Annotated in this window: 13 protein-coding genes, 1 tRNA gene and 1 pseudogene; 12 read left to right on the top strand and 3 right to left on the bottom strand. The window is 65.6% G+C overall.

Going from position 1 to position 12,974, the window contains the following annotated elements; translation table 11 throughout:
- Position 1 precedes the first annotated feature (1 nt).
- Both G539_RS0105925 and G539_RS26075 read left to right on the top strand, forming a co-directional pair.
- The gene (locus G539_RS0105925; protein ID WP_029074386.1) at positions 2 to 202 is read left to right on the top strand and encodes a hypothetical protein; all 201 of its coding nucleotides are present in this window, start codon (positions 2 to 4) and stop codon (positions 200 to 202) included.
- Positions 199 to 1,014 carry a hypothetical protein gene (locus G539_RS26075; protein ID WP_051231137.1) on the top strand — a complete coding sequence of 272 codons (816 nt, stop codon included), beginning with the start codon at positions 199 to 201 and terminating at the stop codon, positions 1,012 to 1,014. Before G539_RS0105925 ends, G539_RS26075 begins: the two co-directional genes overlap by 4 nt.
- Positions 1,015 to 1,064: 50 nt before the next feature.
- On the opposite strand, the gene G539_RS23790 is transcribed toward G539_RS26075, so the two are convergent.
- Entirely contained in the window at positions 1,065 to 1,358 is a 294-nt protein-coding gene (locus G539_RS23790; protein WP_084639846.1) for a DUF982 domain-containing protein, read from the bottom strand.
- Between the two features lie 47 nt (positions 1,359 to 1,405).
- On the opposite strand from G539_RS23790, the gene G539_RS0105910 reads away from it, so the two are divergent.
- From G539_RS0105910 to G539_RS0105895, 4 genes are all read left to right on the top strand, one after another.
- On the top strand, positions 1,406 to 1,660 hold the full coding sequence (locus tag G539_RS0105910; protein ID WP_245576811.1) for a helix-turn-helix transcriptional regulator: 255 nt from the start codon (positions 1,406 to 1,408) through the stop codon (positions 1,658 to 1,660).
- Positions 1,661 to 1,676: 16 nt separating this feature from the next.
- On the top strand, positions 1,677 to 2,744 hold the full coding sequence (locus G539_RS0105905; protein ID WP_029074384.1) for a tyrosine-type recombinase/integrase: 1,068 nt from the start codon (positions 1,677 to 1,679) through the stop codon (positions 2,742 to 2,744).
- Positions 2,745 to 2,833: 89 nt separating this feature from the next.
- Positions 2,834 to 2,907, top strand: a tRNA-Gly gene (locus tag G539_RS0105900).
- Positions 2,908 to 3,182: 275 nt separating this feature from the next.
- Positions 3,183 to 3,761, top strand: coding sequence for a BA14K family protein (locus tag G539_RS0105895; protein WP_029074383.1), 579 nt, complete (start codon positions 3,183 to 3,185; stop codon positions 3,759 to 3,761).
- A gap of 58 nt (positions 3,762 to 3,819) precedes the next feature.
- On the opposite strand, the gene G539_RS23785 is transcribed toward G539_RS0105895, so the two are convergent.
- Positions 3,820 to 4,581: a GntR family transcriptional regulator gene (locus tag G539_RS23785; protein ID WP_051231135.1), complete on the bottom strand. Its 762-nt coding sequence runs from the start codon at positions 4,579 to 4,581 to the stop codon at positions 3,820 to 3,822.
- Positions 4,582 to 4,882: 301 nt separating this feature from the next.
- On the opposite strand from G539_RS23785, the gene G539_RS0105885 reads away from it, so the two are divergent.
- From G539_RS0105885 to G539_RS0105860, 6 genes and pseudogenes are all read left to right on the top strand, one after another.
- Positions 4,883 to 6,016, top strand: coding sequence for a glycoside hydrolase family 172 protein (locus G539_RS0105885; RefSeq protein ID WP_245576810.1), 1,134 nt, complete (start codon positions 4,883 to 4,885; stop codon positions 6,014 to 6,016).
- Between the two features lie 178 nt (positions 6,017 to 6,194).
- Complete coding sequence (locus G539_RS0105880; protein WP_029074381.1) at positions 6,195 to 7,193, top strand: ABC transporter permease; 999 nt, start codon at positions 6,195 to 6,197, stop codon at positions 7,191 to 7,193.
- 2 nt (positions 7,194 to 7,195) lie between these two features.
- The gene (locus G539_RS0105875) at positions 7,196 to 8,038 is read left to right on the top strand and encodes an ABC transporter permease (protein ID WP_051231134.1); all 843 of its coding nucleotides are present in this window, start codon (positions 7,196 to 7,198) and stop codon (positions 8,036 to 8,038) included.
- Positions 8,038 to 8,997: an ABC transporter ATP-binding protein gene (locus G539_RS0105870; protein ID WP_029074379.1), complete on the top strand. Its 960-nt coding sequence runs from the start codon at positions 8,038 to 8,040 to the stop codon at positions 8,995 to 8,997. Before G539_RS0105875 ends, G539_RS0105870 begins: the two co-directional genes overlap by 1 nt.
- Before the next feature lie 10 nt (positions 8,998 to 9,007).
- Positions 9,008 to 9,793: pseudogene (locus G539_RS23780) on the top strand (ABC transporter ATP-binding protein); the annotation flags it as partial.
- 212 nt (positions 9,794 to 10,005) lie between these two features.
- Positions 10,006 to 11,922 carry an ABC transporter substrate-binding protein gene (locus tag G539_RS0105860; protein ID WP_029074378.1) on the top strand — a complete coding sequence of 639 codons (1,917 nt, stop codon included), beginning with the start codon at positions 10,006 to 10,008 and terminating at the stop codon, positions 11,920 to 11,922.
- Between the two features lie 131 nt (positions 11,923 to 12,053).
- On the opposite strand, the gene G539_RS0105855 is transcribed toward G539_RS0105860, so the two are convergent.
- Entirely contained in the window at positions 12,054 to 12,965 is a 912-nt protein-coding gene (locus G539_RS0105855) for a lytic transglycosylase domain-containing protein (protein ID WP_029074377.1), read from the bottom strand.
- Between the last annotated feature and the right edge of the window lie 9 nt (positions 12,966 to 12,974).

The raw sequence follows: 12,974 nt of genomic DNA, 5'->3' as shown, positions 1-12,974 counted from the left end.
CATGCGCACACGCATTTCCCCTGCCCTGCGCCAGAAGGCGAACGACTTCCTGCACTGGCGCGAGAGTCATGGCGGCGCCGTCCGCTGGGATCGCGGCGGCGCCGCATCCCGCCGCCGCAACCGCGAGCGCCGCATCGAGGCCGAGGCCATCGACATCGCGCCGGTTGACAGCTTCCTCACCCAGAATGGAGCCGCAGCATGAGCTGCCATACCGTCATGAACAAGCGCCGCGAGATCGACCGAGCGATGCTCGACAGCCTGGCGACATGGTTTGAAGCCCGGGCAAACGGCTACCAGGGCCCCCACTCCTTCAATGACTGGGATGTGGCGTTCATGCTGGCGCGGGCCGAGGAGACGCTCAATCTTGATCCGCTCATAGCGGATATGCTCCGACACCACCTCCGCGTCGCCGAGCTGCTCGAGGCGAACAATCGCTATCTGGAGCGCGCCCGCACCGCCGAGGCGGAAAACGCGCGGTTGAAGAAGATCCTCGACGCCTGCGACTGGTACTGGCCCGCCGAGGACACCAGCTCCGAGGCCGGTATCAGCGCCCCCCATGAATACTTCGACAATGAGGGCATCGAACCGGGCACCGTCGTCGCGATCTCGCGAGGTGGTGTCGTCGAGACCCGCTACTACGCCCAGCTGCCGCCCGCCGAAGATGCGGTCAGCGACGACGAATTCGAGGTCGACGAGCCCAACGAGGAGGATGCTCGCCGGAAGGTGGCAGACGAACTGGCACGGCGGGCCAGCTTGACGGACGACCTGGGCGCCTGCCTCGGATGCGGCAAGCGGATGCACGCCGGCGATCACTACTATCCGGACGTCAGTGGCGACATGATGTGCGCCGCTTGCGCGCCGACCTATCAGGTGCTGATCGACGCGCCGGATGGCTTCGTGGATCTTGAGACCGAGGAGCCGAGCAAGCCTGAAGATCTGCGCGCCCGGTTCGACGCCCACATCGCCGCCGGCGGCAAGCCGACCGACAGCATGGCGACCGAGGTGCTCGAATGAGCAGCCGCAAGCCCCGCATCGCCATGGGGAATGAGGCCCGGCCGAGCGGCCTACTTCCAGCGCTGGGCCGACAGCTCGCGCGTCGGGCGGACGGCGATCTCCTCCGGCACCAGAATTCCCGCCTCACGCGCCGCCACGACGAACGCGGTGCGCGCATGGCCGGCAGCCACCTTGCCCTCCCATGCGTCGAGGCAGGCCATCCGAGCGGCCAGTTGAGCGGGCGTATCCTTGAACGCCGGCGGCCATCGCTCGAGCAGCCACTCGGCCGCGCGCTCGACATCGCTGATCACTCGACGAATGCCGTGACCTTCCCAGACGTGCACAGGTTCGAAGCGGTGAAGCATCCGCGGGGATATAGAGCGGAGTCACGCTCCGCCCATGGAGGCAACGAATGAATGCCCACCAGCCCATCATGGTGGCGGCGCTGCGGCCGTCGCCGCGACGCGGACTTCGGCGCGAAGAGGCCGCCTCCTATGTCGGCGTCGGCTCAAGCAAATTCGACCAGCTGGTTGCTGAAGGGAAGATGCCCAGACCCTTTCGGATAGATGGCTGTGTGATCTGGGACATCCGGGCACTCGACGCAGCGTTTGACGCGATTTCCGGCTTAGGGGATGTTGATGGTGACGACTGGAACTTCGCCCCCTGAGACCATGGAGAATGCCATGCCCCGCCGCCTGCCGCCCGGCTGCGTCGAGGACAGGGACCGCTACAAGAACATCCGCATCTACCTGCGTCGCCCAGGTCGCCCGAAGGTAAGGCTGCTCGGCACGCCCTGGTCGACGGAGTTCATGGACGCCTATCACGCCGCTCTGCGAGATGAGGCGCCGAACGATGAGCGCCGCCTGAAGAGATCGGAATCCGGGTCGTGGCGATGGGTCTGCGAGCGTTACTTTGCGGAGTATGCCCCGTATCTGCGGATGACCCCGCCGACACGGGCCGCGTATCGCCGAGTACTGGAGGCGACCTTCGACGAGCCCATCGCCCCGGGCGATAGCCGTTGCTTCCGGGATGTCCCCATCAGCCGCATGACACCGAAAGCCGTGCGGGTGCTCCGCGACCGAAAGCTGGCGACGCCCGCCGCGGCGAATGCCGTCATCAAGATCATGCGCCAGGTGTTCGAGTTCGCGATCGAACAGGAGATGATCACGGAGAGCGCGGCGGCCAAGGTCGAGCTCTTCAGCGCGGCCACAGACGGCCACCACGCATGGACGGTGGCCGAGGCGCTGCAGTTCGAAGCTCGCCATCCGATCGGAACCCAGGCCCGCCTGGCCTACGCACTATTGCTCTATACGGGCGCCCGCGTCTCCGACGTCCGGTTGTTCGGCCGACAGCATGTCAATGACGGATGGCTCGATTTTAAGCCGGCAAAGACGAGCCGATCGAGCGGCATCGAGGTGAGCGTTCCTGTTCTGCCGGATCTTCAGAAGGTCCTCGACGCCTGCAAGCAGGACAATCTCACCTTCCTGATGACGCATCAGCACAAGCCGTATTCGGCGAAAGGCCTGTCGAACCGCATGCGCGACTGGTGCGACGAGGCAGGGCTGCCGCAATGCTCGGCGCACGGCCTCCGTAAGGCCGGCGCGACGATCGCCGCTGAGAACGGGGCGACGGAGTCTCAGCTGATGGCCATCTTCGGATGGACCTCTGCAAAGCAGGCGTCGCACTACACGAAACGAGCTAATCGGAAGAAGCAGGCCGGCAAGGCGATGGCCTTGATCAAGGTGGGGTGAAGCAGGTACATATTGTCCCACTTTCCGCGGATTCGCCGTTCTAGTTGGACAATTTAGCGAAAAGACGAGCAATATCAATTGCTTGGAATGCGGGTGTAGTTCAATGGTAGAACGGCAGCTTCCCAAGCTGCATACGAGGGTTCGATTCCCTTCACCCGCTCCATGCCCTCCCGACCGAGGCCGCCAGGGCGAAATCCGTCTGCGCGATGCGCGACCATCCCTGCGGCAGTCCCCGCCCTCACAGCCCACGGACCGAGACGCCCCGGCAACCTTTCCGCGAAACCGGGCGCCCGGACACAATTCCGTTTGAATTATTCAGTTATCCTGACGGTCAGTTGATATTTGCGATTCGGGCGCCCGCGATCCGGATCGCGGATCGACGGACGAGCGGCCCCCACTCCGGGCCAGCTCCGAACGCCCCGTTCAGAAGGAAGTCCCATGGATCTCAAGAAGATCTGCGCCGCGGCACTGGCCCTCAGCGTCACTGCCGCCACCCTGCCGGTGCAGGCCGCGCCGCTGCTGCGCATCGATCCGGGCGCGAGCCCGTCCTCCGACATCATCCAGATCCAGGACCGGCGCTGCCCGCCCCAGGGCTGCCGTCCCGGCGACCGGCCCGGCCGCCCGAACCATGGCGGACCCAACCATGGCGGACCGAACCGTCCCGGCCCCGGTCCCGGTTGGGGAGGCCCCGGCCATGGCGGTCCAGGCCACGGCGGTCCCGGCTATCGCCCGCGTCCGCCAGGCCCCGGCTACTGGAATGGTCATCACGGCCATCGCGGTCCGCGCCCGGGCTATCGCCGCCACAGCGACGGCTGGTGGTACCCGATGGCAGCCTTCGGTGTCGGCGCGCTGATCGGCGGCGCCATCGCCAGCCAGCCGCGCGAGGTCGCGCCGCCGCACCTCTCCACCAGCCACCTGCGTTGGTGCGAGGACCGCTACCGCTCCTACCGCGCCTCGGACAACACGTTCCAGCCCTATCAGGGGCCGCGCCAGCAGTGCTTCTCGCCCTTCAACTGAGCCGCATCGCGGCGATCGGGAAGCCCGCCAACCGGCGGGCTTCTTTTTTGCCGGCGCCTCAGCCCGCAGGCGGCAAGCCAGAATAGAAATCCCCGCCGGCAAACAGCCGGGCCATCGCCTCGTCGGAGCGGTCGAGGTGGCGCACGAGCAGCTGGACGGATAGCTCCGGGTCCCGGGCGGCGAGCGCATCGACGATGCCCTGATGCTCGGCCAAGGTCGCGTCGGCGCGCCCCATTTCCGGCAATGCCATGAAGCGCGTGCGATCGATCTGCGCCTTGGCGCCGTCGATCATCCGCCAGAGCCGGGGAAAGCCGCTCAGGTTGCAGATCGCGGCATGGAAGCGGTCGTCGAGATCGATCAGCTCCTCGAAATCCTCGGCCTCGGCGGCGCGGCGCTGCTGGCGCAGCAACAGCTCCAGCTCGTCCAGATTGGCCTGCGAGACATGCAGCGCGGCGCGCCGGATGCCCTCGATCTCGAGCGCGCGGCGGATGATCCGCCCCTCCTCCCAACGCAGCCGGTCGACCGGCGAGACATAGGTTCCCGCCTGCGGCCGGATCACCACCAGCCCGTCCGAGGCGAGCTGGCGGAACGCCTCACGCAGTGGCGAACGCGAAATGTCGAAGCGGCGGGTGACCAGCGCCTCGGGGATCGGATCGCCGGGCAGCAGATGCCAATGCGCGATCGCCCGCCGGAGCAGCGCATAGACCTGCTCGCCGATCGGCCGCGACCGGTCGATGGCCGCCTCGGCGGGAAACGGATTGTCGCCGGGCTGATGCTCGGAGCCGGGCGGAGATTTTCTCCGCGACATCGCGATGGCCATTGACACCTCCAAACTAGGATCCTAGCATCTCACATCAATAAGACGCGTCGAACAACCTAGTTTCGATCAAAGCGTCGAAATAAAAATAATAAAATTCTCCCGGATGGAAACACAACGCCAAGGTTAAATCACCAGGCAGCAGACTAAAATTGATCATAGTGATCAAGTCGCAGTATTAAACTCTGCGGCAGGATGGCTATTGTCTCGAAATATCGAAAATCGACACTTCAACGATCACCCAACCGATGGCGATATGCTGATCGCCACGGATCGACGTCGCATGCACTGACATGGAGGAAAAATGTCAGAGGGCTTTTCCGGACTCGGGATGAATCTCGGCAATCTCTCGCTTCTGTCCAAGGCGAAGACCCGCTCGATCAGCCCGGAAAACTTCACCGGCGAGAAGGGCAAGGGCGGCATGGCGCTGGAAGGCACGGGCGCCAGCTGCGCCCGCGGCCTCGGCAAGGATGGCAGCGGCCTCGGCTGGAAAGTGTCGCCGTCGATCCGCATGGAAGCCGGCGAAACCCGCGTCATCGCCGATATCGAAGGCCCCGGTGCGATCCAGCAGATCTGGATGACCCCCGCCAATGTGCGCTGGCGCAACCTGATCCTCCGCATCTATTGGGACGGCCAGGAGCATCCCTCGGTCGAAAGCCCGCTCGGCGACTTCTTCTGCGCCGGCTGGAACCAGTATGCGCAGGTCTCCTCGCTCGCCGTCTGCGTCAATCCCGGCCGCGCCTTCAACTGCTACTGGGAAATGCCGTTCCGGAAGCATTGCCGGATCACGCTGGAAAACCGCGATCCGGACGACCATGCGATCATCTACTACCAGATCAACTACACACTGACCGAGGTTCCGGCCGACGCCGCCTATTTCCACGCCCAGTTCCGCCGCACCAATCCGCTGCCCTATGGCGAGGACTACACCATCCTCGACGGCGTCAAGGGCCAGGGCCAGTATGTCGGCACCTACATGGCCTGGGGCGTCAACAATGCCGGCTGGTGGGGTGAAGGCGAGATCAAGTTCTTCATGGATGGCGACAAGGACTTCCCGACCATCTGCGGCACCGGCACGGAAGACTATTTCTGCGGCGCCTACAATTTCGACGGCGGCGTCGTCGACGAGACCATGACCAGCGAATACCGCGAGTTCACCACCGCCTATGCCGGCCTGCCGCAGGTGATCCGGCCGGACGGCACCTATCGCTCGCAGACCCGCTTCGGCATGTATCGCTGGCACATCACCGATCCGGTCCGCTTCGAGAGCGATCTCAAGGTGACGATACAGGCGATCGGCTGGCGGACCGACCGCAGGGATCGCCGCCGCTACCTGCCGCTGCAGGACGACATCGCCTCGGTCGCGTTCTGGTACCAGACGCTTCCCGCGGCGCCGTTCCCGCCGCTGCCCGACAGCGACTATCTCGAGATCATCTGAGGCTTCGGCCCGATCCCACGGTCGGCGGTCGCCACGCGGATCGCCGTCCCGGCTCGCCAGAGCCGCATCAAGCAAGCGCTTCCGGGACGCCACATCCCGGGAGCGCCAGGCGGCCCCGCCGACATCCCGGCACGGACCCGCCTCTCGAGCCCGATGCAACAGGACGGGACCGCCGCCCATGAGACTTCTTGGCCAGATCGCGACCCGATTGATCTCCTACGTACTGGTGATCGCCTTCGGCTTGACCGTGGTCTTCTTCGTACCCCGCTTCGCTCCCAACGATCCCGTCGAGGCGATGCTCGCCAAGGTGAGTTCGCAGGGCGCCTACATGGACGCCGCCCAGTCGGACGCGCTGCGCGCCTCGCTCACCGACGCCTTCGGATTGCAGGGATCGCTGCTCACGCAATACTGGAACTTCGTCAAGCGCATCGTGCTGACCGGCGATTTCGGTCCGTCGCTGGCCATGTATCCGACGCCGGTCAGCCAACTGATCGCGCAGGCGCTGCCCTGGACCTTCGGCCTGCTGCTGACCTCGACGCTGATCGCCTGGGTGCTCGGCAATTTCGTCGGCCTGCTGGCGGGATGGCGCCCGAACCGCGTCTCGTCGCGGATCATGGAAGGGCTGGCGATCATCGTCTACCCGATCCCCTACTACATCCTCGCCCTCGTGCTCTCGATCCTGTTTTCCTACATCTGGCCGATCTTCCCGCTGACCGCGTCCGTGCATGGCGCGCCCTGGACCTTCGCCTTCATCAAGAGCGTGGTGTGGAACTCGATCCTGCCGGCGCTGTCGATCGTGCTGGTGGTGTTCGGCTGGTGGGTGATCAGCGTCAAGGCGCAGACGACCCAGCTCGCCGAGGAAGAGTTCTCCCGCTATGCCCGTCTCAAGGGCCTGCCCGACCGGCGCATCCTGACCCGCTACATTCTGCCGAACGCCATCCTGCCGCAGATCACCTTCCTGGCTCTGCAGATCGGCCTGATGTTCAACGGCTCGATCGTCACCGAGATCCTGTTCGAGTATCCGGGCCTCGGCCACCTGATCTACATGGCCGTGATCCAGGGTGACTATAACCTGCTCATGGGCACGATCAGCCTGTCGATCATCGCCGTCGCCACCGCCACGATGATCATCGACCTGATCTACCCGCTCCTCGATCCACGCATCCGGGCGAGGTGATCATGCGCGCCTTCAAGCTTCCCAAGATCGGCTCCTTCCGGCTCGGCCTCGGCCTCACCCTGCTCGCCATCTTCGTCGTCCTCGGCCTGATCCTGCCCTGGTTCGCGCCGACCAATCCGCTCACCTGGTACAAGGCGCCTCGCAACCAGGGCGCCAGCTTCTCGCACCTGCTCGGCACCACCAATCTCGGCCAGGACATCTTCTGGCTCTTGACCTGGGCGTTGCACAATTCGCTGATCCTCGGCCTCGTCGTCGCCTTCTTCTCGACGTTGATCGGCGTTTTCGCCGGCCTCGCCGCCGGCTATTCCGGCGGCTGGCTCGACCGCGTGCTGTCCTTCTTCATGGACGCGCTGCTCTGCATCCCGAGCCTGCCGATCCTGATCCTGCTCGCGGCCCTGTTCGGCGGACAATTGTCGCTGCCGATCGTCGGCCTCGCGCTGATCCTGTTCAACTGGCCCTATCCCGGCCGCCAGGTGCGCGCCGTGGCGCTGACCATGCGCGAGCGCGAGTTCATCAACGTCGCCTGGTTCTCCGGCGAGCCGCGCTACAAGATCCTCGGCCGCCACATCTTCCCCTATATCGCCGGCTGGTCGGCGGCCAACTTCATCAACACGGTGCTGGTCGGCATCGCCACCGAGACGAGCCTCGCCGTCATCGGCCTGTCGAGCGCGCAGCAGGCGACGATCGGCACGATGATCTACTGGGCGCTCAAGTATCAGGCGTTGCTGGCGCAGCGTTACCTCTGGGTCGGCGCGCCCGTGCTCTGCATCGTGCTGATGTTCATCTCGCTGTTCCTGATTTCGTCGGGTCTCGCGATCCGCTCGGCAGCCAAGAGGATCGGCTGATGATCGAACTGAAGAATGTCCGCGCCGGCTATGGCACGCCCGACGCCTTCGTCGCGGCCGTCGACGACGTCACGCTGACCGTCAACGACAACGAGATCCTCGGCATCGCCGGGGAATCCGGCTGCGGCAAGTCCACGCTGATGCGCACCCTCTATGGTGACTTCTCCGGCGGGCTGAAGATGGCCGGCGGCAAGGTCACCGGGCGCTTCACCGATCCCGAAACGGGCCGCACCACGGAAAGCGACGCCGCTCGCTTCCAGGACCTGTGGTGGGACGTGATGTCCTACGTACCGCAGGGCTCGATGAGCGTGCTGAACCCGATCATGAAGATCGAGAAGCAGATCGTCGACGCGCTGCCGAAGCGCGAGAAGAAGGGCGGCAAGGCGGAGCTCCGCCAGCGCATCATCGAGTTCCTCGCCGGCTTCGGCCTGCCGGAGACGGTGCTCGACAGCTACCCGCACCAGCTCTCGGGCGGCATGCGCCAGCGCGTGCTGGTGGCGATCGCCGCCTTCGTGCGGCCGCGCCTGATCCTCGCCGACGAGCCGACGACGGCGCTCGACGTCGTCGTGCAGAAGCGCATCCTGCTGATGCTGGTCGAGATCCAGCGGCGGCTGAAGAACACGCTGGTGCTCGTCTCGCATGATCTGGGCGTGCACTACCAGATGACCGACCGGATCGCGATCGCCTATGCCGGCAAGATCGTCGAGGTCGGCCCGACGGCGGAGGTGTTCGAGAACCCGCGCCATCCCTATACGGAGGCGCTGATCGGCGCGCTGCCGCGCGTCGGCCAGAAGGGCGAGCGCGTCGGCCTCGAGGGCCGCCCGCCCAGCCTCGCCTCGCCGCCGGACGGCTGCCGTTTCGCGCCCCGCTGCCCGCAGGCGCAGGCGATCTGCCGCCAGGCGTCGCCGCCGCTCGCCGAGAAGGCGCCGAACCACGCCTCCGCCTGCCATTTCCGCTGAGGGCCCGCGCATGTCCGAAAAGCCCGTTCTCGAAATCGCCGGCCTCCACAAGAACTATCGTGCCGGCGGCCTGTTCAGCGGCAAGCAGATCGCCGCCGTCGACGGCGTCAGCCTGACGCTCGACCCGAAGCCGCAGGTGTTCTCGATCGTCGGCGAATCCGGCTCCGGCAAGACCACGCTGGCGCGGATGATCCTGCGTCTGGTCGAGCCGACCAGCGGCACCATCCGCCTCGGCGGCCGGCCGCTCACCGGCAAGGACCGCGACCGGATCGACGATTTCGAGTTCCGCCGCCTGGTGCAGCCGATCTTCCAGAACCCGTTCGAGGCGTTCAGCGCCTATCTGCCGCTCGACAGCTACCTGTTCGCCACCGCGCGCAATCTGAAGGTCGCCGGCAATGATCGCGACGCGGCGGAGATCACCGAAGGGGCGCTGCGCTCGGTCGGCCTCTCGCTGGAGCGCATCCGCGGCAAGTATATCCGCCAGTTCTCCGGCGGCGAGCTGCAGCGCATCTCGATCGCGCGCGCGCTGATCCCCAACCCGAAGCTGATCGTCGCCGACGAGCCGGTTTCGATGGTCGACGCCTCACTCCGGATGAACATCGTCAACCTGTTCAAGACGATCAAGGAGGAGAAGGGCGTCTCGTTCGTCTACATCACCCACGATCTTTCGACGGCTTACTACCTGTCGGACAGCGTCGTGATCATGAACAAGGGCCGCATCGTCGATGCCGGTGCGCCGCAGGAAATCCTGGCCAATCCGCGCGAGGACTATACGCGCGAGCTGATGGCCGCCATTCCGCGGCTCGGCGAGCGCTGGCCCGAGATCGAGGCGATCAAGGCCGAGGCGACGGAACGCGCGCGCCGCGCCGCGCCATGGCCTGAGAGGGGGGGACTACCGACGCCGGGTTCGAAGAGCGTGAAAAAGGCCGGAGCGCCAAGCGGAGAGAGCCTCGCCCCAGAACCCGACGTCAGACTGCCGGACTGCACCACATCATCGAGGAGGAACGCATGACCAAGTCCATCCGCAAATCACGCGGCGGCGGCATCGCCATTCTGGGCGCCGCCCTTTTCATGGCGAGCACCATGCTGACGGCGGCGCCCGCCTTCAGCCAGGAGATGACCGATGTCGGCACGCCGCGCGATCAGACGCTGATCGTCGACATGCTGAACGCCCGCGTCTCCAATCCGGGCACGATGAACCCCTACCAGCAGGGCGTCACCATCAATCACGGCTTCCACCAGATGGCCTCGGCCCTGATGTGGGACATCGACACGGCGTCGGGTAAGCAGATCCCCGATCTCGCCGCCGCGATGCCGGAGCCGCTCAACGACACCTACACCAAGTTCCGCGTCAAGCTGCGCGAGGGCCTGACCTGGAGCGACGGCAAGCCGTTCACCGCCGATGACGTCGTGTTCACGGCCGACATGATCTCCAAGAACGACGCGATCGCCTACAGCGCCGCCTTCAACGCCGCGATCAAGGGCTTCACCAAGGTCGACGACCACACGATCGAGATCGAGACGACCAAGCCGACGCCGCGCCTCTCCCTCGTGCTCGGCTCGCTGATCTACGGCAATCCCTTCCACGTCGTGCCGAAGCACATCTGGGAGAAGGAAGACCCGGCCACCTTCACCAACTTCCCGCCGGTCACGATCAGCGCCTACAAGTACAAGAGCTCCGATCCGAACGGCTCGTGGTTCCTGTGGGAGAAGCGCGACGACTGGAAAAACTCCGATGTCGGCCAGATCGTCGGCGAGCCCAAGGCGCAATACGTGCTGTTCCGCTCCTATGGGACCGAGGAAAAGCGCGTCCTCGCCATGGCGCAGAACCAGATGGACATCCTGACCGACATCTCGCCGGAAAGCCTCGACATCCTGCAGAAGCAGAATCCGAAGGTGAAGGCGTGGTTCGGCGGCTTCCCCTATGCCAACCTCGACGATCCGTGCGAGCGCGGCATCCACTTCAACACCTCGAAGGCGCCCTACGACAAGGCCGAGACCCGGTGGGCGCTGGCGCTCGCCATGAACCTGCCGCAGGCCTCGATCGCCACCTTCTCGGGCATGCTGCGCGCCTCGCCGCTCGCCCTGCCGCCGACGAAGGTGCTGATGGACACCTATCACAAGCCGATGGTGCCCTGGCTGAAGGAGTTCGCGCTCGCCGACGGCTACAAGCCGTTCGATCCGGACTACGCGATCAAGATCGGCGAACAGCTGCGCGCGGAAGGCGTCGAGGCGATCCCGACCGATCCCGACCAGCTCCGCGAGTTGCTCGGCGTCGGCTGGTGGAAGTTCGATCCGGACCAGGCCACCAAGATGCTCGAGGCCCAGGGCTTCAAGAAGGAAGGCGGCAAGTGGATGCTGCCGGACGGCAAGCCCTGGACGATCAACATCCTGGCGCCGGCCGATTTCGAGGTGCAGTCGCAGCGCCTCGCCTTCGCCGCGGCCAATGAGTGGAACGCCTTCGGCATCGAAACCAACGTGCAGCAGATGCAGGACGGCCCGTTCTTCACGGCCGAGAACACCGGCAACTATGAGGTCGGCTCCTACTGGGGCGCCTCGTGCGGCATCGTGCCGGATCCGTTCGTCCGCCTCGAAGGCTGGCACAAGGACTATGTCCGCCCGAACGGCACCGCCGCGTCCTCGAACCAGGGCCGCTATGTCGACGAGGTGCTCTCCGCCAAGATCGACACGCTGCGCTCGATCCCGGCCGACGACCCGCAGATCGTGCCGCTCGGCACCGAGATGCTGAAGGACCTGGTCAAGGGCCTGCCCTCGATCGAGATGTTCGGCACCTCGAAGTTCGTTCCGGTGAACGAGACCTACTGGAAGAACTACCCGAGCGCCGACAACTACTATGAGGGCCCGTGGTGGTGGTGGTCGAACTTCAAGTTCATCGCCGCCAAGGTCGAGCCCAACAAGGGCTGATCCCAGCCTGAACGAACCGGATCCGGGCGGCGCGAGCCGCCCGGATTATTCGTTTTGGCCCTGTCCGGCCCCAACGCCGTGCGTGCTTCGAGGCTGCCCTTTACCTCTCCCCGAGGGAGCGGTACTGGCCGTCAGTTCCGCAGCACCACACAGGCGCCGCCCTTATTTCGCAGCGACTGGCACAGCCGCGTCGCCTCGCGCAGCGTTTCAGCCGGCAGGCGAACCCTATAGAAGGCCCGCCTTCCGCGCCCGGCGCCGCGCTTGCCGAGGATCAGCGTCGGCTTGCCCTCCAGGATCGACGGAAAGCGCGCCACCTGGCGGTGATAGGAAGCGATCGCCCGGCTCTTGGAGAAATTGCCCGAGAGCTGCACGCCGAACGGCGCATAGGCGCCCTCGATCACCGACGGCGCATAGCTGCGGATCGACGCGACCAGCGTCTCGCAGTCCTTCTTTGTCGGGCCCGCCGCCTTCGGCTTCACGAGGGCCGCCGATTTCGGATCGGCAATCGGGACCTCGGCAGCCTTCTCATCGGCCGGTAGCAACACCTCGACCTTTCCAGACCAGTCAGTGACGCTGCGGCCGGTGATGAAGAGGACATAGTCCTCCGTTTCCAGCGGCAGGTAGCCGCCGCTGTCGAGCCATTTCGCCAGTCGCGTCGGGCCGGCGTTGTAGGCGGCGGCAGCGAGGCCGAAGTTCCCGAACCGATTCCGAAGACTTTTCAGATATTTGGCGGAGGCAGGAATCGCCAGTTCCGGGTCGAACGGATCGTCGAGCCCCTGTTCGTCCGCCGTGCCCGGCATGAACTGCGCGATGCCCTGCGCCCCGGCTGGGCTCGTCACATGCGGACGGAAGCTCGACTCCCGCCAGATTAGCCGGGTGAAGTAGTCGCGCGGCAGGTCATGCGCGTCGGCGGCACCGTCGATCAGCCGGCAGATCGTCTGCACGGTCGTCTCCTCGGCAGCGCCGGCGGCCGGCGCCGTCGCGACGCCCGCCAGCAGCAGAAGCGCGAACCCGGCAATGCGGCGGGAAAGGCGGAACGTCATCGAACCGCC

The sequence above is a fragment of the Kaistia adipata DSM 17808 genome, assembly GCF_000423225.1.
Taxonomy (GTDB): domain Bacteria; phylum Pseudomonadota; class Alphaproteobacteria; order Rhizobiales; family Kaistiaceae; genus Kaistia; species Kaistia adipata.
This window is presented reverse-complemented; position numbering and strand designations above follow the sequence as displayed.